The following is a 19,292-nucleotide window of genomic DNA, read 5'->3' on the forward strand; positions in this document are numbered from 1 at the left end:
AGACATGGCACGTTCATTAAAAAAGGGACCTTTCGTTCACTATAAATTAGAAAAGAAAGTTCTTGAAAACGTAGAAAAAGGTGGAAAAGGAGTTGTGAAGACTTGGTCTCGCGCTTCAATGATCACTCCAGACTTCGTTGGACAGACTATCGCCGTACACAATGGTCGTCAATTCGTTCCGGTTTATGTTACCGAGAACATGGTTGGCCATAAACTAGGAGAATTTTCGCCTACCCGCTCATTCCGCGGTCACGCAGGTGCTAAAAATAAAGGTAAAAAATAAGAAGTCATGGGAGTTCGTAAAAGAGAAAGAGCAGAAGCTATCAAAGAAGCCAACAAGTCGTTGGCCTTTGGAAAACTGAACAATTGCCCTACTTCACCTCGCAAAATGCGCTTGGTTGCTGACTTGGTTAGAGGCCAAAAGGTAGGTCATGCATTGAACATCTTGAGATTCAGCCAAAAAGAGGCGTCTCGCAAGCTTGAGAAACTGGTTCGTTCGGTACTTGCCAACTGGCAGGCAAAGAACCCAGATGCAAGCATGGAGGATGCAGGCTTGTTCATCAAGGAGATCCGCGTAGACGGCGGGATGATGTTGAAAAGACTTCGTCCGGCTCCACAGGGTCGTGCACACAGAATTAGAAAACGTTCCAACCACGTAACTGTTGTTTTGGGACAAACCGATAACACACAAGTTAATTCATAAGTAAGCATGGGACAAAAGACTAATCCAATTGGGAATCGCCTTGGAATTATCAGAGGTTGGGATTCAAACTGGTACGGAGGAAACGATTACGGCGATAAACTAGCCGAGGATCACAAAATCCGTAAGTACGTTCATGCTCGCTTGAGTAAAGCTAGTGTGTCTAAAGTGATCATCGAGAGAACTTTGAAGCTTGTAACCGTTACTATCACCACTGCACGTCCTGGTATCATCATCGGGAAAGGCGGCCAGGAGGTAGACAAGTTGAAAGAAGAGCTTAAGAAGATTACCGACAAGGAAGTTCAGATCAATATCTTTGAGATCAAACGTCCGGAACTAGATGCTTTCTTGGTTGCATCAAGCATCGCCCGTCAAATCGAGAGCCGTATTTCTTACAGAAGAGCTATCAAAATGGCTATTGCTGCCTCTATGCGTATGAACGCGGAAGGTATCAAAGTTATGATCTCTGGTCGTTTGAACGGTGCAGAAATGGCGCGTTCCGAGAACTTCAAAGAAGGTCGTATTCCATTGTCAACTTTCAGAGCCGACATTGATTATGCTTTGGCGGAAGCTCACACAACCTACGGTCGTATGGGTATCAAGGTTTGGATTATGAAAGGCGAGGTTTACGGAAAGAGAGATCTTTCTCCGCTTGTTGGAATGGATAAGCAGAAATCTGGTGGAAAAGGCGGAGACGCCCCGCGTGGAGATCGCAAGTCTAACGACCGCAGAGGAGGAGACAACAAATCAGGAGGTCCTCGTAAAAGAAAGTAATTAACTTAAGGTAAAGTAGAAAAATGTTACAGCCGAAAAGAACCAAGTACCGCAAGGTACAGAAAGGCAGAATGAAAGGTCTTTCCCAAAGAGGGCATGAACTTTCTAACGGTATGTTCGGAATCAAGTCAGTACACGAAACAGGAATGTTCCTGACTTCACGCCAAATCGAGGCTGCCCGTATCGCGGCAACCCGTTACATGAAACGTGAAGGACAGTTGTGGATCAAGATTTTCCCGGATAAACCAATCACCAAGAAACCTCTTGAGGTACGTATGGGTAAAGGTAAAGGTGCCGTTGAATATTGGGCAGCCGTTGTCAAACCCGGAAGAATCATGTTCGAAGTCGGAGGAGTTCCTTTGTCAGTTGCGAAAGAGGCTTTGCGCCTTGCAGCCCAAAAGCTTCCGGTTAAGACTAAATTTGTTGTAGCAAGGGATTTCGAAGCTTAATCTTAATCTGTAGAAAAAATGAAACAATCTGAAATTAAAGATCTTTCTGCAGAGCAATTGCAGGAAAAGCTCAACGAATCAAAGAAATCTTACGCCGAATTGACTTCAGCGCACGCGATTTCCCCTATTGCGAACCCGCTTCAAATCAGAAGCCTCAGAAGAACAGTTGCAAGACTTCACACTGAGATCGCTAAAAGAGCACAACAATAATCTGCCCGAAAGATGGAAGAAAAAAGAAATTTAAGAAAAGAAAGAATCGGTGTTGTTACGTCAAACAAAATGGACAAGTCCATCGTTGTGGCGCAAACTACGAAAGTAAAACACCCATTATACGGTAAGTTCGTGTTGAAGACTAAAAAGTATCACGCACACGACGAGAAAAATGACTGCAACGTTGGTGACACCGTACGTATCTCTGAGACACGTCCTTTGTCTAAAACGAAATGCTGGAGATTAGTTGAAATCATTGAAAGAGCGAAGTAATTATGGTACAACAGGAATCAAGATTAAAAGTAGCAGACAACACAGGAGCGAAAGAAGTTCTTACAATCCGTGTTCTGGGTGGAACGAAACGTCGTTACGCCTCTGTCGGAGATAAGATCGTAGTTTCGATTAAGGATGCCACTCCAAACGGAAACGTGAAGAAAGGTGCCGTATCGACTGCAGTTGTTGTACGTACCAAAAAAGAGGTGAGAAGAGCCGACGGTTCTTACATCCGTTTCGACGATAACGCTTGTGTTCTTTTGAACGCAGCGGGCGAAATGAGAGGAACCCGTGTTTTTGGTCCGGTTGCAAGAGAACTTCGTGAGAAACAATTCATGAAAATCGTTTCACTGGCACCTGAAGTGCTTTAATTATTTTAATGATGACAAAGCTAAAAATTAAATCAGGAGATATCGTTCGCGTTATCGCAGGTGACCACAAAGGTTCTGAAGGCAAAGTCGTTCGCGTGTACCGTGAGAAAAACAAAGCGGTTGTTGAAGGCGTGAACATGGTGTCTAAGCACACGAAGCCTAGCGCGAAAAACCCACAGGGCGGTATCGTGAAAAAAGAAGCTCCTATCCACGTGTCTAACCTTGCTTTGGTTGACGCTAAGACGAAATCGACTACTAAAGTAGGTTTCCGTATGGAAGGAGACAAAAAAGTCCGTTTTTCTAAAAAATCTAATCAGGTAATCTAATCATGGCTTATATCCCAAGACTAAAACAGGAATACAAAGACCGCGTTGTCTCTGCCCTGAAAGAAGAATTCGGTTATAAAAACGTAATGCAAGTTCCTAAACTTGAGAAAATCGTTTTGAGCCGTGGAGTAGGAGCTGCCGTTTCCGACAAGAAATTGATCGATTACGCAGTAGAAGAACTTACAAAAATCACTGGTCAAAAAGCAGTTTCCACTATCTCTAAGAAAGACGTTGCTTCTTTCAAATTGAGAAAAGGGATGCCGATTGGAGCCAAAGTGACTTTGCGCGGAGAGCGTATGTATGAATTCCTTGATCGTTTGATCACTGCCGCTTTGCCACGTGTACGTGACTTCAACGGTATCAACGCTACAGGATTCGACGGCCGCGGAAACTATAACCTCGGTGTTACTGAGCAGATCATCTTCCCTGAAATCGACATCGACAAGGTGAACAAGATTTCGGGTATGGATATCACTTTCGTGACTTCTGCCAACACAGACAAAGAGGCTAAATCACTTTTGGCTGAACTAGGTTTACCATTTAAAAAGAACTAAAAGACATGGCTAAAGAATCAATGAAAGCCCGTGAGGTGAAGCGTCAAAAGACGGTCGAGAAATATGCAGAAAAACGTAAAGCTTTGATAGAAGCTGGAGATTACGTAGGTTTGCAAAAATTACCGAGAAACGCTTCGCCAGTTCGTTTGCATAATCGTTGCAAATTGACCGGAAGACCAAGAGGTTACATGCGTCAATTTGGTATTTCGCGTGTGACATTTCGTGAGATGGCAAATGCAGGTTTGATCCCAGGTGTGAAGAAAGCCAGCTGGTAATTTGTTAAAAATTTCCTTTTGAAGTGAGTAAAATCCTACAAAAGGAAATTTTAACATATTTTTAACGAGTTTAATTGGTTACAGGTTTGTCAGTGTGGTGCTGCCAAATACCATAACCGCAATTTTATAATAATGTATACAGATCCAATCGCGGACTACCTAACACGTGTCCGTAACGCTGTGGCCGCAAACCACAAAGTGGTGGAAATCCCTGCTTCTAAAATGAAGAAGGAAATCACCAAGATTTTGTTCGATCAAGGTTATATCTTGAGCTACAAATTCGAGGATGACAAAGTTCAGGGAACCATCAAGATCGCGCTTAAGTACGACAAAGACACTAAAGAGCCGGTCATCAAGGATATCCAAAGAATCAGTAAACCAGGTCTACGTAAGTACGCAGGTGCTTCAAACCTTCCTCGCATCCTCAATGGGTTGGGTATCGCGATCGTTTCCACTTCAAGAGGTCTTATGACTGGTAAACAAGCGAAACAGCTTAATGTTGGTGGCGAGGTAATTTGTTACGTATACTAATCTTAAATCCGGAAGAAAGATGTCAAGAATAGGTAAAAATCCAATCGCTATCCCATCGGGAGTTACGGTTGACGTAGCAAACAACGTAGTTACGGTAAAAGGAAAAATGGGTCAGCTTTCTCAAGATTTCGCCGATATTTCGGTAAAAATCGAAGAAGGGCAAGTAATCGTTGAGCGTTCTGCTGACGATAAAGACCAACGTTCAAAACACGGTTTGTACCGCGCTTTGATCAATAACATGATCACCGGAGTCTCTACAGGGTTCACAAAAGAACTTGAATTGGTAGGGGTAGGTTACAGGGCTTCAAACGCTGGCCAGAAATTGGACTTGGCGCTTGGTTTCTCTCACAACATCGTGATGGATATCGCTCCTGAAGTTAAAGTTGAAACAGTTTCTGAAAAAGGTAAGAACCCGATCATCAAGCTTACGTCTCATGACAAACAGCTTTTGGGTGCAGTAGCGGCGAAAATCCGTGGATTCCGTCGTCCGGAGCCTTACAAAGGAAAAGGTATCAAGTTCGTAGGTGAAGTATTGAGAAGAAAAGCAGGTAAATCAGCTTAATAAGTAAAATTATGTCATTAACAAAATCTGAGAGAAGACAAAGGATCAAGTTCAGAATCAGGAAGATTGTGAACGGAACTGCCGCAAAACCTAGACTTTCCGTGTTCAGAAGCAACAAAGAAATCTATGTTCAGTTGATCGACGACGTGAATGGTGTGACTTTACTGGCTGCATCATCCCGCGATAAAGGTTTCGACACGAAAGGAACGGCTATTGAAGTAGCTGCTGCCGTTGGTAAAGTCGTTGCCGAGAAAGCTCAAAAGGCAGGTATTACAGAAGTTACTTTCGACCGCGGAGGAAACTTGTACCATGGCCGTATTAAATCACTAGCAGAAGGCGCAAGAGAAGCCGGGCTTAAATTCTAAGAGATCATGTATCATACATACAAAAACGTAGAAATTGTAAAGCCAAGCGGACTTGAATTGAAAGACCGTCTGGTAGCTGTTAATCGTGTTACCAAAGTAACTAAAGGTGGACGTGCTTTCGGGTTCTCTGCTATTGTAGTTGTTGGAGATGAGAACGGTGTTGTAGGGCACGGTTTGGGTAAATCTAAAGACGTTTCTGAAGCAATCGCGAAAGCGGTGGAAGATGCTAAGAAAAACTTGGTGAAAATCCCATTGGCCGGACAATCTGTTCCACACGAGCAAAAAGGAAAATTTGGTGGTGCACGCGTGTTTTTGATGCCAGCGTCTCACGGTACAGGAGTTATCGCCGGTGGTGCGGTACGTGCGGTACTTGAGTCGGTTGGTGTACACGATGTATTGTCAAAATCACAAGGATCATCTAACCCTCACAACGTGGTTAAAGCGACTTTCGACGCTTTGCTTCAGATGAGAAGCGCGCACACAGTTGCAAAACAACGCGGTGTATCGCTTGAGAAAGTGTTTAAAGGTTAATAACAGGAATCATGGCAAAACTAGTAGTAAAACAAGTTAGAAGTCAAATCAACTGCCCGCTTACTCAAAAAAGAGGTCTCATCGCTTTGGGACTTAAAAGAGTAGGTCAAGTTGTGGAGCACGAGTCAAATCCTGCTATCCTTGGGATGATAAACAAAGTTAAACACTTGGTTTCCGTAGAGGAATCAAAATAACACCACTGTTATGAATCTAAGTAATTTGCAGCCTGCTGAAGGCTCAACTCATAATCAGAATAAGCGCGTAGGTCGCGGTGAAGGTTCCGGAAAAGGCGGAACTGCTGCACGTGGTCACAAAGGAGCCAAGTCTCGTTCGGGTTACTCCCGCAAGATTGGTTTCGAAGGTGGACAGATGCCATTGCAACGCCGTGTGCCTAAGTTCGGTTTCAAGAACATCAACCGTGTGGAGTATCAAGGTGTGAACCTTGACACGCTTCAGGCTTTGGTAGACAACAACATCGTTACGGATGCCGTAGATTTCACTACGTTCGTAACCAACCGTTTGGCTACTAAGAACGAAGTTGTGAAAATCCTTGGAAGAGGTGAATTGAAAGCAAAACTTAAAGTAAGCGCTCATAAATTTACTGCTGCCGCTAAAGCTGCTATCGAAGCTGCTGGTGGTGAAGCTGTAGAACTGTAATCAATCTGGCACGATGAAGAATTTTTTTGAATCACTAGCTAACGTCTGGAAAATCGACGAACTCCGCAACCGCATCACATTCACGTTGTTGTTGCTTTTGGTTTACCGATTCGGTGCGCACGTAACCCTTCCGGGAATCGACGCAACGGCTCTTGACGGTCTAGCAGGCCAGACAGAAAAAGGTATCGGATCGATCATTGATATGTTCACGGGAGGTGCTTTCTCTAAAGCGTCTGTGTTTGCACTCGGGATCATGCCGTACATTTCTGCCTCTATCGTGGTTCAGTTGATGGGAATCGCTATTCCTTATCTTCAGAAACTACAAAAAGAAGGCGAAAGTGGACGCAAGAAACTCAACCAGATCACACGTTGGTTGACTATCCTGATCACGTTCGTACAAGGTCCTGGTTATATCTATAACTTGTACCGTACGTTGCCGTCGCACGCATTCCTTATGGGATTTGACTCATTCTCTTTCCTTTTCTCATCGGTTCTTATCCTTACCACAGGTACCATCTTCGCGATGTGGCTTGGTGAGAAGATTACCGACAAAGGAATCGGAAACGGTATTTCCCTGTTGATCATGGTGGGTATCCTTGCGCGTTTGCCACAGGCATTCGTTCAGGAATTCACTTCCAGAATCACGAACAACAATGGTGGACCGATGATCCTTGTCATTGAAATCATCGTATGGTTGCTTGTCATCATCGCTTGTGTACTCTTGGTTATGGCGGTTCGCCGTATTCCGGTACAATATGCAAGAAGAACGGTTTCAGGCGAGTTCGAACAGGACGGAAACCGTCAGTGGATCCCGTTGAAGCTCAATGCTGCAGGCGTTATGCCGATCATCTTCGCCCAAGCGATCATGTTCATCCCGGCTGCGTTGGCAGGACTTTCACAGTCTGAGACTTCACAATCCATTGCAGGAGCGTTCAGTAACATGTTCGGTTTGTGGTACAACCTCGTATTCGGTTTATTGATCGTATTGTTTACGTATTTCTACACCGCAATCACGGTTCCTACCAACAAAATGGCCGATGATTTGAAAAGAAGTGGCGGTTTCATCCCAGGCGTTCGTCCGGGTCAGGAAACGTCCGATTTTCTTGATCACATCATGTCATTGATTACTTTCCCGGGTTCTTTATTCCTTGCTTTGATCGCGATTTTCCCTGCGATTCTGGTAAGCGTGCTGGATGTTCAGCAAGCCTGGGCAATGTTCTTCGGAGGTACTTCGTTGATCATCATGGTAGGTGTCGCTATCGATACCATCCAACAAATCAACTCGTACTTGCTGAACAAACATTATGACGGTTTGATGAAAAGCGGTAAAAATAGAAAAGCGGTAGCTTAATTTTATGGCGAAACAATCAGCAATAGAACAGGACGGATCAATCATCGAGGCATTGTCGAATGCGATGTTCCGTGTCGAATTAGAAAACGGTCACATCGTTATCGCACACATCTCGGGTAAAATGCGCATGCACTACATCAAGTTGCTTCCGGGCGACAAGGTGAAACTCGAAATGAGCCCGTACGATTTGTCCAAAGCAAGAATAACTTATAGATACTAATAGCTACTTGAGATATGAAAGTAAGAGCATCAGTTAAGAAAAGAAGCGCAGAGTGCATCATTGTGCGCAGAAAAGGAAGATTATACGTAATCAACAAAAAGAATCCTAGATTCAAACAAAGACAAGGTTAATTATGGCAAGAATAGCAGGGGTAGACATCCCAAAAAACAAGAGAGGCGTTATCGCTTTGACCTATATCTTCGGTATCGGTAAAAGTCGTGCGCAAGAGATCCTGGCTAAAGCCGGAGTTAGCGAAGACTTGAAAGTTCAAGAATGGAACGACGACCAGATCGGAGCGATCCGTGATGCCGTTTCTTACTACAAGATCGAAGGTGAACTTCGTTCTGAAACGTCTTTGAACATCAAACGTTTGATGGATATCGGTTGTTACCGCGGCATCCGTCACAGAGCAGGACTTCCGCTCCGTGGCCAACGCACGAAAAACAACTCACGTACGAGAAAAGGTAAGCGTAAAACTGTTGCTAACAAGAAGAAGGCAACCAAATAATAAGTAGAAATGGCTAAAGCAACAGCAAAAAAACGTAAAGTCATAGTAGAATCTACTGGCGAGGCTCACGTAAGTGCTACTTTCAACAACATCATCATTTCTTTGACAAACAAGAAAGGTGAAGTTATTTCTTGGTCTTCTGCAGGAAAAATGGGTTTCCGCGGATCTAAGAAAAACACTCCTTATGCCGCTCAGATGGCAGCTGAAGATTGCAGCAAAGTTGCAATGGAAGCAGGATTGAAGAAAGTGAAAGTGTATGTAAAAGGACCAGGAAACGGACGTGAGTCTGCAATCCGTTCTTTGCATAACTCAGGAATTGAAGTTACAGAGATCATCGACGTAACACCAATGCCGCACAACGGTTGTCGTCCTCCAAAGAGACGTCGCGTTTAATTTTATCGAGTATTAAGTATAACCGGAACGCGCAAAAGGTTATCGAAGGATTTGACCTGAATTCATAACCGCGCTTCCAAAATTTTTTAAAATGGCAAGATATACTGGTCCACAAACTAAAATCGCCCGTAAATTCGGTGAGGCGATCTTCGGAGACGACAAGTCTTTCGAAAAAAAGAATTACCCTCCAGGGCAACACGGCCTTGCAAAAAAGAGAGGTAAGAAATCAGAATACGCAGTACAGTTGATGGAAAAGCAAAAAGCGAAGTACACGTACGGTATTCTTGAAAAGCAATTCCGCGGATTGTTCGAAAAAGCGGCTGCTTCACGTGGTGTAACCGGTGAGGTTTTGATCCAGCTTTGCGAGGCACGTTTGGATAACGTGGTTTACCGTATGGGAATCGCTCCTTCTCGCCGTGCAGCCCGTCAAATCGTGTCACACCGCCACATCACTGTTAATGGCGAAAACGTGAACATTCCTTCTTATCACTTGAAAGCTGGCGACAAGGTAGCCGTTCGTGAGAAATCGAAATCACTCGACATCATCACCAACTCTTTGGCAGCGTCTTCTCACGTATATGAGTGGATCACTTGGAACCAAGCAACTCTAGAAGGTACTTTCGTTTCTGTTCCTGCGCGTCTTCAGATTCCTGAAAACATCAAGGAGCAACTAATCGTCGAATTGTACAACAAATAATAACTGACGTAGTCGAAATTATGGCAATATTTAATTTTCAGAAACCCGATAAGGTTATCATGATCGATTCAACCGACTCAGAAGGCAAATTCGAATTTCGCCCTCTTGAGCCCGGATACGGATTGACCGTCGGTAATGCTTTGAGAAGGGTGCTGCTTTCCGCACTGGAAGGATATGCAATCACTTCGGTTCGCATCGAAGGTGTTGATCACGAATTCTCCACTATTTCAGGTGTTGTGGAAGATGTTACGGAAATCATCCTCAACCTGAAGCAGGTGCGTTTCAAACGCCAGATTGAAGACGTAGACAACGAATCAGTTACCATCTCCGTTTCAGGAAAAGACCAACTTACTGCTGGCGATTTCCAGAAATTCATCTCTGGTTTCCAGGTATTGAACCCGGAACTCGTGATCTGTAACCTTGACAGCAAAATCAGCCTTAACATGGAATTGACCATCGAAAAAGGCCGTGGATACGTTCCTGCTGAAGAGAACAAAAAGCAAAACGCCGCTATCGGTACTATCGCGACAGACTCGATCTTTACACCTGTGAAGAACGTGAAGTACGCTATCGAGAACTTCCGCGTTGAGCAAAAAACCGATTACGAGAAACTGGTTTTCGAAATCAAGACAGACGGTTCGATCAGCCCAAAAGACGCGTTGACCGAAGCTGCGAAAGTTTTGATCCACCACTTTATGTTGTTCAGCGACGAGCGTATCACGCTTGAGGCCGACGAAATCGCACAGACAGAATCATACGATGAGGAATCGTTGCACATGCGTCAACTCCTAAAAACCAAATTGGTCGATATGGATTTGTCGGTTCGCGCCCTCAACTGTTTGAAAGCTGCCGAAGTGGATACTTTGGGAGACCTTGTTTCTTTCAACAAGAACGATTTGATGAAATTCCGCAACTTCGGTAAGAAGTCACTTACTGAGCTTGACGAACTCGTAGCTCAGAAGAACCTGACTTTCGGAATGGATCTTAGCAAGTATAAATTAGATAAAGACTAGTTCCGGAAGCACGGGATTAAAAACGAATAACAATGAGACACGGAAAAAAAGTTAATCACCTTAGCCGTCAGTCAGGACACAGAAAGTCCATGCTTGCGAACATGGCTTGTTCATTGATCGAGCACAAGCGCATCAACACGACTGTGGCTAAAGCCAAAGCGCTTAAGCAATTTGTTGAGCCGTTGGTAACAAAATCTAAAGAAGATTCGACGCACAACCGTCGTATCGTTTTCGCATACCTTCGCAACAAATACGCGGTTACTGAATTGTTCCGCGACGTTGCTGCCAAAGTTGGTGACCGTCCAGGAGGATACACTCGTATCATCAAGTTGGGTAACCGTTTGGGAGATAACGCTGATATGGCGATGATCGAACTTGTAGACTTCAACGAACTTTACAACGGAGGCAAAAAAGAAGAGAAAAAAGGCAGAAGCCGTCGTTCAAAAGCAAAAGGAGCTACTACAGCTGCTCCAAAAGCAGAGAAAGCAGCTCCGGTTGCTGAAGTAGAAGAACCGACAGTAGAAGCACCAGAAGCAGAAGCAGCTCCGGTTGCAGAAGCTCCGGCAACTGAGGCTCCTGAAGCTCCTGCTGCAGATGCGACAGAAGAAAAGAAAGAAGAATAGTATTTTTCTTTTTAATATAAAAAAGGGACAAGCGAAAGTTTGTCCCTTTTTTGTTGTTTGTATGGTTGTTCTTTCTGGATTTGGATTGCGGATTATGGACACGAGTAGATTTTGTAAGAAATAAATCCGACAAACCTTGACGATACGGTTTAGTCCGTTTCAAAAAGGCACAAAAAAAAGCGCTTTCGCGCCTTTCTTGATTATTGGAACTCCGAAAGTATCATCTTGAACTTTCCGTCCGTGACCTCAATCACATCGTTCGGATCTTCATCGTTATACAACTTGCACGAAAATGTTCCTTTGACGGTCATGGTTTTCGCTCCGTTGCTTGTGGTGCCTTGTGTGTAATTGCTTACAGAAAGCGTGCTTCCGGTCTGGCTTCCTCCTTTGCTTGAATAGAAAGTGCCATCCTGCGCTTCGTAAGTGATTTCTAAGCCCGGGTTGTGTGCATCGTCCTGATCGTAGTTCAGGAAATTCGAAGGTAAATCGCCAACTGTTTCGTAGAACGCTGCCGCTTCTCCCTCTTCATCACCGCCTTCTCCATAATACATATTGTTCCATGCAATAGTAAATGAAGGGGTGAAAACCGGTGGCGTAAACGTCATCATGCTTCCGCCGTAGTAATACCAACGGTCAAAACCTTCACCGCTGAAACCGGTGGCCGCATTATACAGGAAAGTATCGTTGGCCGTGTTATTGAACGTGTAATCGAACGCGACGTTGTCCATCTTTCCTTTGATGTAGGCAACCCCATTATCGTTGTTGTTACCACCGTTGTTTGACGATCCGCCATCGTCTGAGCTACACGAAAAAAGAAGTGCAGCAAATGCGCATAAAAATAACTTTTTCATTAATTGAATTTTGGTTAATGGTGGCAAATATAAAGTTAATTGTCATACTCAGAATCGAATCTCAAAAAAGAACAAAACATTTGTTGTGATTATGCCGTCCACAAAAAATACGCTAAATTTGCACCCCGATAACTACACAAAGTCAAGCAATCTTAAACCTTGCACTTTAGCAACATAACTGCTACATGAAGTACAACACACGACAAAAAGCCATTTTACTACTTGCGGACGGCACTGTTTTTTACGGAAAATCAATCGGAATCGAAGGCACGACCTTCGGTGAAGTCTGCTTCAACACCGGCATGACGGGCTATCAGGAAATCTTCACCGATCCGTCTTATTTCGGTCAGATCATGGTCGCCACCAATGCGCACATCGGTAATTACGGCGTCAACGACGAAGATATCGAAGCCGACAAGATCATGATTTCGGGATTGGTCGTCAAGAATTTCAGCTTCAACCATTCACGCGCCAATTCTACAGCGAGTCTTGAGGAATATTTCCGCAAGCAAAATCTGATCTGTATTTCAGATGTGGATACGCGTGCGTTGGTAAGTTACATTCGCGATAACGGTGCGATGAACGCGGCTATTTCCACAGACGGCAAATCGGTAGAGGAATTGAAAGCGCTATTGGCCGAAATCCCGGCTATGGAAGGTCTGGAACTCGCTTCGGTCGTATCTACGAAACAACCGTATTTCGTAGGCGACGAGAACGCGACTTACAAAATCGCCGCTTTGGATCTGGGCATCAAGAAAAACATCCTAAGGAATCTTGCCAAACGCGACTGTTACATCAAGGTGTTCCCTTTCGATACGTCATACGAGGAAATGAAAGCGTGGAATCCTCACGGATTTTTCCTTTCGAACGGACCCGGCGATCCGGAACCGCTTTTGGTTGCCCAGGAAACCGCAAAAGAAATCCTCAAGGCCAACGATCCGGTTTTCGGGATCTGCCTCGGACACCAAATTTTGGGATTGGCCAACGGCATTCCGACGTATAAGATGTTCAACGGTCATAGGGGAATCAACCATCCGGTCATGAACACGGTTAGCGGACACGGCGAAATCACGTCACAAAACCACGGATTCGCAGTCAACAAAGAAGAATTGCTCAAGAATCCCGATTTCGAGATCACGCACCTACACATCAACGACGGAACGGTTGCGGGAATGCGAATGAAGAGCAAGAACGCGTTTTCGGTTCAATATCACCCCGAAGCAAGTCCTGGTCCGCACGATTCGACGTATTTGTTCGACCAGTTCATAGAGAATATAAAAAGCGCCAATTAAGGCGCTTTCTTTTTTAATTCGTTTCGGATGAATTGGGTCGTGAATTCCCGCGCTCCAACGTCATTTAAGTGAAAGTGGTTGGCGAAAGACATGGTGTCGCGGATGCTCTGCGAATAATCGCGCAGGTTCGGAATTTTGCCTTTGAGTAGTTTGACATAGCCGATATTTTTGGTTTTCGTGTCGAAAGGTGCGCAAAAATACGTCACGTCCAACCTGTTCTTATCGGCGAAAGACCGTATGCTGTCAAAATAGGGATTGCTTTTCCATATCGTATCCGGCAAAGTGTTGTGGTTTTCCTTTTGTTCATGCCCGAAAACCGGATGATAACCTCCCGAAAGCGCCAAAGCCGTGCGTTTGTGCAATACATTCATCATCATTTCCCTGAATCCGATCTTGAAATCGTAAGCCGCATATCGGTAAAAAGGAACATAATACAAGGCATCGTGATCGGGAAGGACAGCAAAATGGCGGCGTGTCACTTCATTGTCTCGTATGAACGGCAAAACTTCGTGCAGCATCATATTGGAATGTCCGCCCGCATTGAAGGTGTAATCCATTTGTACGAAAACCCTATCCGATTGCACGTCGTATTCCTTGAGAAGCCGCAATATCGTATGGATATCATACATTTTGGATGCCTGAAACCCTAAATTGAGCGATTTCTTTCCCGTTTCCTGTTCGATCAATTCGGGAACTATGTCGTTATCGACACGTGAAGATCCCAAAAAGGCATATCCGATCTTTTGTCCCTTTAAATTTCTGAGCAACTGGAATTTCGATCGAGGCGGAGACGTTTCGAAAATCTGCGTATAGCAAACATCCAAAACTGCCATCATCGCGACCGTTGCGATCAAAAAAAGTAGAATGTGTCGTAGAAACTTGCCCATCAGAATTGGAAATATATGAAATCGCCAACGTTCGAAAAAGCACCTAATGTAATGATGCCAAGGATGATAAGGATTGCTTTAAAGAATTTCCATCTTCCGAAAACGGGATGTTCATGCTCGCGCGAAAACCATTCGGCCAACATGAAAATGCCGATCAACAGCAGCAATTCGGGTGTGTAACGGTCGATTTTGAGGAATTGTATGCCTCCGTCAAAATTGAAAATGCCGATTCCCTTAATATAAGCGATGGCTTCGGAAACGGTTTTGGCCCGGAAGAAAATCCACGCAAAAACGGTAAGCGAAAATGTAAGCAGTATTTTCAGCACGTCTTTTATCGATGGGAAAAAGCGCCCTTCGGCAACGATGTGCATGTTGTTGCGGTTCGAATTCCGGATCAATAACGGCAAGAAATACAGCGCGTTCAATCCGCCCCAAACGATGAACGTCCAATTCGCGCCATGCCAGAATCCGCTCACAAGGAAAATGATGAACGTGTTGCGGATCTTGCTCCACATACCGCCTTTGCTTCCGCCAAGCGGAATGTACAGATAATCGCGAAACCAGCTCGACAGCGAAATGTGCCAACGTCTCCAGAATTCGGCGATGTCGCGCGAGAAATAAGGATAGTTGAAGTTCCGAAGTAAATCGATGCCGAACATTTTCGAAGTTCCCAATGCGATGTCTGAATATCCCGAAAAATCCCCGTAAATCTGGAACGCGAAATACACGGCACCCAAAATCAATGAAAACGAGTTCATCTGACCCGAATTGTTGAAGATTTCGTTGGCGTACTGTGCGCAACTGTCGGCGATCACTACTTTTTTGAACAAGCCCCACAAAACCTGGTAGAATCCGTCCATGGCTTTGTCATAGTCGAAGTTGCGCTTGCGTTTTATTTGCGGCAAAAGATGCGTCGCGCGTTCAATCGGACCGGCGACCAAAAGCGGGAAATAGCTTACGAAAAGCGAATAGGTCACGAAGTTTTTCTCGGGTTCGATACGGTTCTTGTAAATATCGATCACGTACGAAAGCCCGTGGAACGTGTAAAATGAGATCCCGACAGGCAAAATCACCTCAAGCGTGGCCAAATGCACGCGAAACCCGAAAGATTCGAGTAATCCTGCGAACGATTCCGCAAAGAAATTGTAATACTTGAAAACACCGAGGAATCCAAGGTTGACGATGATGCTGAGCCAGAACCAGAATTTTTTCCCGAAGCCGTCATTTCCCGACACTTTGAGTCCGGTGAAATAATCGAGGCCTGTCGAAAACATCAGCAAAAACAGGAATCGCCAATCCCAGCACGCATAAAAGAAATAGCTCGCCCCAAGCAACAGCATGTTTTGGAACTGCAATTTTTTGTGCAGCATCCAATACAAAGCGAAAACGATCGGCAGGAACAGGGCGAACTCCCAGGAGTTGAAAAGCATGTCGGTCAGGTTAATTAAAAGCCAAATATAGGCATTAGCAACTGTTTTAACGTTTGGTGAGCAGGTCGGATAGGAGCAATTCCGTAAAAACCGCCGCGCCTTTATTGTTCAAGTGCGATTGGTTTCGGAAAAGGCTGTCACTTGCTATCGCTCTCGAATAATCGTGCAAACCCGGAATTTTCTTTTTGAGTTTGGACATAAAATCTTTGGTTTTGACCGACAGCATAAAAGGAGAAGTGAAATACACGAGATGAAGATTGTGGATTTTCGCGAATTTTTCAAGTTCTTCGCAATAGCGATTTTGCACGGAAATGGTTTTCGGCATCGTGTATTCGTCAAGCAATTGTTGGCCGCGAAGCAACATGCAGCCCGAAGTTTTTTCAAGGTTGGAAGGTGATTTTCTGCGCAATGCGGCAAATGTCGAATGCAGTCCGATCTTCCGCTCATAAACGGCATACCGATAAAATGGAATGTGCTTCAAAGCCCACGCATCGGGCAAATACGACATGTGATTGCTCAAAATCGAATCCTGCCGCAAGTAAGGCATCGCCTGGAATTCCAAGAACGTAGAACTTTCGAGATGGTTGAAGCCGTAATCGGCCTGCACGAAAACCGAGTCGCATTTCACGTTGCTGGCCACGAGCAATTTCACCAACGTCAATATATCGTGCGGGCGTGCCGATTCGACGCCCAAATTCAAAGACGTCTTTCCCGTCTCTTTTTCGATTATCGACGGTATGATACAGTTGTTCACGCGGGACGAGCCGACGAAAACGTAATTGAATTTACGGCCCGAAGACCTTTTGATCAGCGTGATTTTGTCGTTGGCGGGCGCATGCGTGAGAATCCGGGTATAGACGAGGTCCAACACCACTAAGGTTAACAACGTCAACCCCAAAAGGATCAGGATATTTCGTATGAATCGGGTCAAGATGCGCGAAAAGTCGAGAGCGCAAATATAACCATTATCCGAACCGAAAAAACTTTGCGAATTATAACGTTTGCGTTGATAACATACCCGATTTTGCCCTGTTTTTAAGTATACTTCTGATTATATTTGCATTATTCATTAACCAAAATCAAGAAAAACGAAATGAGTATTATCGTTAGAATTCACGCAAGGCAAATCCTTGATTCCAGAGGAAACCCTACTATCGAAGTCGATGTCGTTACAGAAACCGGAGTTTTGGGCCGCGCGGCCGTTCCATCAGGAGCTTCCACAGGCGAGCACGAAGCCGTGGAATTGCGCGACGGCGGAAAAGCCTACATGGGCAAAGGTGTGAGCACTGCCGTGAAGAACGTAAATACGCGTATAGCCGAAGAGCTTGTCGGAACTTCTGTTTTCGAACAGAACCTGATCGACCGCAAAATGATCGAGCTCGACGGAACATCGAACAAAGGAAACCTTGGTGCAAACGCAATCCTCGGTGTGTCTTTGGCCGTGGCGAAAGCTGCCGCGAACGAACTGGGATTGCCATTGTACCGCTACGTGGGCGGCGTTTCAGGAAATACGCTTCCGGTTCCTATGATGAACATCATCAACGGCGGTTCGCACTCCGATGCGCCTATCGCATTCCAGGAATTCATGATCATGCCGGTAAAAGCGAAATCTTTTACGCACGCGATGCAAATGGGGACCGAGATTTTCCACAACCTCAAAAAAGTGTTGCACGACCGCAATCTGTCTACAGCCGTAGGTGACGAAGGTGGTTTCGCCCCGAATTTGGCCGGCGGAACGGAAGACGCTTTGGATTCGATCAAGCTCGCGGTCGAAAAAGCAGGTTACACATTCGGAGACGACGTCATGGTCGCTCTTGACTGCGCCGCTTCTGAATTCTACGTGAACGGAAACTACGATTACAAAAAGTTCGAAGGCGAAACCGGGAAAATCCGTTCGTCTAAAGAGCAAGCCGAATATTTGGCGGAACTCGCTTCGAAATACCCGATCGTCTCTATCGAGGATGGTATGTACGAAGACGATTGGGACGGCTGGAAATACCTTACCGACCTTATCGGAGACAAAGTGCAGCTTGTAGGAGACGATTTGTTCGTGACCAACGTACAACGTTTGTCTACGGGAATCGAGAAAGGCATCGCAAACTCGATCTTGGTCAAAGTGAACCAAATCGGAACGTTGTCTGAAACGATCGCCGCCGTGAACATGGCGCACAATGCAGGTTATACGTCTGTAATGTCGCACCGCTCGGGCGAAACCGAAGACAACACGATTGCCGATCTTGCCGTAGCGCTTAACTGTGGGCAAATCAAAACCGGTTCGGCATCGCGATCAGACCGTATGGCCAAGTACAACCAATTGTTGCGCATAGAGGAAGAATTGGGTGAAACCGCTTATTTCCCTGGAAAGAAAGCGTTCAAAGTGAAATAATCTATCTTTTTATATTTTGATGGAAAAACCTGGCCTTGCGGTCGGGTTTTTTTATTTGTGCTCATACGAAAGGGGCGAATGCTCAATTTTGTCGTGAAACCGTCACTTTTTTCAGTACATTCACACGGCTTTTAAAGCTTTATCCAAAACAAACTGCGCTATGAAAAAACTTTTACTCGGATTTATTTTCGTTTCCTGTATCGCGAATTCGCAAAACATCAATTTTCCCGATGCGAATTTCAAAGCCAAATTAGTATCGGCATCCCCTTCCAACAACATTGCGAGCAACGCTCAGGGAAATCACTTTAAGATCGACGTCAATAACGATGGCGAAATCCAACAATCGGAAGCCGTATTGGTTTATAGCCTCAATATTATTGGCGGCGGAATAACTTCGATCGCGGGAATAGAATATTTTTCGGAATTGCGTAACCTGGATATTACGGCCAATACGATAAGTGCGAATTCCTTGCAAGGATTTCTGAATTTACAATCGCTAACCCTTCAAAACAATCAAACGACGTCCGTCAGTCTCGCAAATTTGCCGCAACTTCAATCACTTACGATCCAGGAAAATTCGTTGTCTTCTTTTTCGGGTGTGATTCCTTCGGTTGGAGCAATGACTTTCAAGTCAAACAATTTGACGAGTCTCGATTTGACCGGATGGACTTCGTTGGGACTGCTTTATGTTGGAGGCAATCAGTTACAGGCGCTCAATCTCGATAACCTGACATTGCATACGTTACATGTTGCTGCCGATACACCTATCGATACACTTGATTTGTCTGGAAATACGATGCTAGACGAGGTAGATTTGGACTCATCCGATGTCAAGCACCTCAATTTGTCGGGCTGTTCCAGTCTGTATATAGTCGAATTGATGAACACTTCATAATTGGAAACAGTCGACTTTACAGGCTGTACGTCACTGAATAATCTCAGTACGTCACATACGGCGTTGCCTGCTTTGGAGTTGCATGACTTGCCATCTTTGGAGACTGTCATGGGATTACATACTCCTGAGATCGGTTTGGGACCAAGTTCGGTCCATATTTCCAATTGT

The 19,292-nt window shown here is 44.9% G+C and carries 31 protein-coding genes; 27 read left to right on the forward strand and 4 right to left on the reverse strand.

Translation table 11 applies throughout. The annotated features are described in order from the left end of the window. The first annotated feature begins 4 nt into the window (after nt 1-4). The 24 genes from rpsS (at nt 5) to rplQ (ending at nt 11,383) form a co-directional block, all read left to right on the forward strand. Nucleotides 5-283, forward strand: coding sequence for a 30S ribosomal protein S19 (gene rpsS / locus HZF10_RS07890; RefSeq protein WP_176005655.1), 279 nt, complete (start codon nt 5-7; stop codon nt 281-283). Between the two features lie 6 nt (nt 284-289). Then, on the forward strand, nt 290-703 hold the full coding sequence (gene rplV / locus HZF10_RS07895; protein ID WP_176005656.1) for a 50S ribosomal protein L22: 414 nt from the start codon (nt 290-292) through the stop codon (nt 701-703). A 6-nt stretch (nt 704-709) separates the two neighbouring features. Beyond that, nucleotides 710-1,474: a 30S ribosomal protein S3 gene (gene rpsC / locus HZF10_RS07900; protein ID WP_176005657.1), complete on the forward strand. Its 765-nt coding sequence runs from the start codon at nt 710-712 to the stop codon at nt 1,472-1,474. A gap of 23 nt (nt 1,475-1,497) precedes the next feature. Next, the gene (gene rplP / locus HZF10_RS07905) at nt 1,498-1,923 is read left to right on the forward strand and encodes a 50S ribosomal protein L16 (protein ID WP_176005658.1); all 426 of its coding nucleotides are present in this window, start codon (nt 1,498-1,500) and stop codon (nt 1,921-1,923) included. A gap of 18 nt (nt 1,924-1,941) precedes the next feature. Beyond that, nucleotides 1,942-2,133 (forward strand): 50S ribosomal protein L29, encoded by a 192-nt coding sequence (gene rpmC / locus HZF10_RS07910; protein WP_176005659.1) that lies wholly within the window; start codon nt 1,942-1,944, stop codon nt 2,131-2,133. A gap of 12 nt (nt 2,134-2,145) precedes the next feature. Further along, nucleotides 2,146-2,406, forward strand: a complete 261-nt coding sequence (rpsQ, locus tag HZF10_RS07915) for a 30S ribosomal protein S17 (protein ID WP_176005660.1) — start codon at nt 2,146-2,148, stop codon at nt 2,404-2,406. A gap of 2 nt (nt 2,407-2,408) precedes the next feature. Next, nucleotides 2,409-2,777, forward strand: coding sequence for a 50S ribosomal protein L14 (gene rplN / locus HZF10_RS07920; RefSeq protein WP_007803649.1), 369 nt, complete (start codon nt 2,409-2,411; stop codon nt 2,775-2,777). An 11-nt stretch (nt 2,778-2,788) separates the two neighbouring features. After that, nucleotides 2,789-3,103 carry a 50S ribosomal protein L24 gene (rplX, locus tag HZF10_RS07925; protein ID WP_176006067.1) on the forward strand — a complete coding sequence of 105 codons (315 nt, stop codon included), beginning with the start codon at nt 2,789-2,791 and terminating at the stop codon, nt 3,101-3,103. A 2-nt stretch (nt 3,104-3,105) separates the two neighbouring features. After that, nucleotides 3,106-3,657: a 50S ribosomal protein L5 gene (gene rplE / locus HZF10_RS07930; protein WP_176005661.1), complete on the forward strand. Its 552-nt coding sequence runs from the start codon at nt 3,106-3,108 to the stop codon at nt 3,655-3,657. 5 nt (nt 3,658-3,662) lie between these two features. Beyond that, nucleotides 3,663-3,932 carry a 30S ribosomal protein S14 gene (gene rpsN, locus HZF10_RS07935; protein ID WP_176005662.1) on the forward strand — a complete coding sequence of 90 codons (270 nt, stop codon included), beginning with the start codon at nt 3,663-3,665 and terminating at the stop codon, nt 3,930-3,932. A gap of 132 nt (nt 3,933-4,064) precedes the next feature. Next, nucleotides 4,065-4,463 (forward strand): 30S ribosomal protein S8, encoded by a 399-nt coding sequence (rpsH, locus tag HZF10_RS07940; RefSeq protein WP_176005663.1) that lies wholly within the window; start codon nt 4,065-4,067, stop codon nt 4,461-4,463. Nucleotides 4,464-4,482: 19 nt separating this feature from the next. Further along, nucleotides 4,483-5,025, forward strand: coding sequence for a 50S ribosomal protein L6 (gene rplF / locus HZF10_RS07945; protein WP_176005664.1), 543 nt, complete (start codon nt 4,483-4,485; stop codon nt 5,023-5,025). Nucleotides 5,026-5,036: 11 nt separating this feature from the next. Next, the gene (gene rplR, locus HZF10_RS07950) at nt 5,037-5,390 is read left to right on the forward strand and encodes a 50S ribosomal protein L18 (protein WP_176005665.1); all 354 of its coding nucleotides are present in this window, start codon (nt 5,037-5,039) and stop codon (nt 5,388-5,390) included. 6 nt (nt 5,391-5,396) lie between these two features. Continuing rightward, on the forward strand, nt 5,397-5,921 hold the full coding sequence (gene rpsE, locus HZF10_RS07955) for a 30S ribosomal protein S5 (RefSeq protein WP_176005666.1): 525 nt from the start codon (nt 5,397-5,399) through the stop codon (nt 5,919-5,921). 11 nt (nt 5,922-5,932) lie between these two features. Next, on the forward strand, nt 5,933-6,115 hold the full coding sequence (gene rpmD / locus HZF10_RS07960) for a 50S ribosomal protein L30 (protein WP_176005667.1): 183 nt from the start codon (nt 5,933-5,935) through the stop codon (nt 6,113-6,115). Between the two features lie 10 nt (nt 6,116-6,125). Next, nucleotides 6,126-6,578: a 50S ribosomal protein L15 gene (rplO, locus tag HZF10_RS07965; protein ID WP_176005668.1), complete on the forward strand. Its 453-nt coding sequence runs from the start codon at nt 6,126-6,128 to the stop codon at nt 6,576-6,578. Nucleotides 6,579-6,591: 13 nt separating this feature from the next. Then, complete coding sequence (gene secY, locus HZF10_RS07970) at nt 6,592-7,929, forward strand: preprotein translocase subunit SecY (protein WP_176005669.1); 1,338 nt, start codon at nt 6,592-6,594, stop codon at nt 7,927-7,929. A gap of 4 nt (nt 7,930-7,933) precedes the next feature. Further along, nucleotides 7,934-8,149, forward strand: a complete 216-nt coding sequence (gene infA, locus HZF10_RS07975; protein WP_007136545.1) for a translation initiation factor IF-1 — start codon at nt 7,934-7,936, stop codon at nt 8,147-8,149. Nucleotides 8,150-8,163: 14 nt separating this feature from the next. Then, the gene (gene ykgO, locus HZF10_RS07980; protein ID WP_002987490.1) at nt 8,164-8,280 is read left to right on the forward strand and encodes a type B 50S ribosomal protein L36; all 117 of its coding nucleotides are present in this window, start codon (nt 8,164-8,166) and stop codon (nt 8,278-8,280) included. Between the two features lie 2 nt (nt 8,281-8,282). Next, nucleotides 8,283-8,657: a 30S ribosomal protein S13 gene (rpsM, locus tag HZF10_RS07985; RefSeq protein ID WP_176005670.1), complete on the forward strand. Its 375-nt coding sequence runs from the start codon at nt 8,283-8,285 to the stop codon at nt 8,655-8,657. A gap of 9 nt (nt 8,658-8,666) precedes the next feature. Continuing rightward, on the forward strand, nt 8,667-9,050 hold the full coding sequence (gene rpsK / locus HZF10_RS07990) for a 30S ribosomal protein S11 (RefSeq protein WP_169528651.1): 384 nt from the start codon (nt 8,667-8,669) through the stop codon (nt 9,048-9,050). A gap of 91 nt (nt 9,051-9,141) precedes the next feature. Further along, nucleotides 9,142-9,747, forward strand: a complete 606-nt coding sequence (rpsD, locus tag HZF10_RS07995; RefSeq protein ID WP_176005671.1) for a 30S ribosomal protein S4 — start codon at nt 9,142-9,144, stop codon at nt 9,745-9,747. A 20-nt stretch (nt 9,748-9,767) separates the two neighbouring features. Continuing rightward, nucleotides 9,768-10,760, forward strand: a complete 993-nt coding sequence (locus HZF10_RS08000) for a DNA-directed RNA polymerase subunit alpha (RefSeq protein WP_176005672.1) — start codon at nt 9,768-9,770, stop codon at nt 10,758-10,760. 32 nt (nt 10,761-10,792) lie between these two features. Then, nucleotides 10,793-11,383 carry a 50S ribosomal protein L17 gene (gene rplQ, locus HZF10_RS08005; protein WP_176005673.1) on the forward strand — a complete coding sequence of 197 codons (591 nt, stop codon included), beginning with the start codon at nt 10,793-10,795 and terminating at the stop codon, nt 11,381-11,383. Between the two features lie 200 nt (nt 11,384-11,583). On the opposite strand, the gene HZF10_RS08010 is transcribed toward rplQ, so the two are convergent. After that, nucleotides 11,584-12,234 carry a hypothetical protein gene (locus HZF10_RS08010; protein WP_176005674.1) on the reverse strand — a complete coding sequence of 217 codons (651 nt, stop codon included), beginning with the start codon at nt 12,232-12,234 and terminating at the stop codon, nt 11,584-11,586. 185 nt (nt 12,235-12,419) lie between these two features. Here HZF10_RS08010 and carA point away from each other — a divergent pair, with 185 nt between their 5' ends. Further along, nucleotides 12,420-13,526 carry a glutamine-hydrolyzing carbamoyl-phosphate synthase small subunit gene (gene carA, locus HZF10_RS08015; RefSeq protein ID WP_176005675.1) on the forward strand — a complete coding sequence of 369 codons (1,107 nt, stop codon included), beginning with the start codon at nt 12,420-12,422 and terminating at the stop codon, nt 13,524-13,526. Here carA and HZF10_RS08020 read toward each other — a convergent pair. From HZF10_RS08020 to HZF10_RS08030, 3 genes are read right to left on the reverse strand one after another with little or no spacing between them, the layout of a single operon-like run. After that, the gene (locus HZF10_RS08020) at nt 13,523-14,413 is read right to left on the reverse strand and encodes a hypothetical protein (RefSeq protein ID WP_176005676.1); all 891 of its coding nucleotides are present in this window, start codon (nt 14,411-14,413) and stop codon (nt 13,523-13,525) included. The two genes, carA and HZF10_RS08020, sit on opposite strands and share 4 nt — an antisense overlap. After that, on the reverse strand, nt 14,413-15,843 hold the full coding sequence (locus HZF10_RS08025) for an MBOAT family O-acyltransferase (protein WP_176005677.1): 1,431 nt from the start codon (nt 15,841-15,843) through the stop codon (nt 14,413-14,415). The genes HZF10_RS08020 and HZF10_RS08025 overlap by 1 nt, the downstream gene beginning before the upstream one ends. 46 nt (nt 15,844-15,889) lie before the next feature. Then, a complete protein-coding gene (locus HZF10_RS08030; RefSeq protein WP_176005678.1) occupies nt 15,890-16,774 on the reverse strand; it encodes a hypothetical protein in 885 nt (294 codons plus the stop codon). Nucleotides 16,775-16,936: 162 nt separating this feature from the next. Here HZF10_RS08030 and eno point away from each other — a divergent pair, with 162 nt between their 5' ends. After that, nucleotides 16,937-18,229 (forward strand): phosphopyruvate hydratase, encoded by a 1,293-nt coding sequence (eno, locus tag HZF10_RS08035; RefSeq protein WP_176005679.1) that lies wholly within the window; start codon nt 16,937-16,939, stop codon nt 18,227-18,229. A 160-nt stretch (nt 18,230-18,389) separates the two neighbouring features. After that, nucleotides 18,390-19,124 (forward strand): leucine-rich repeat domain-containing protein, encoded by a 735-nt coding sequence (locus HZF10_RS08040; RefSeq protein ID WP_176005680.1) that lies wholly within the window; start codon nt 18,390-18,392, stop codon nt 19,122-19,124. Nucleotides 19,125-19,292: the final 168 nt, after the last annotated feature.

Source organism: Flavobacterium agri, assembly GCF_013401995.1.
Taxonomy (GTDB): Bacteria; Bacteroidota; Bacteroidia; order Flavobacteriales; family Flavobacteriaceae; genus Flavobacterium; species Flavobacterium agri.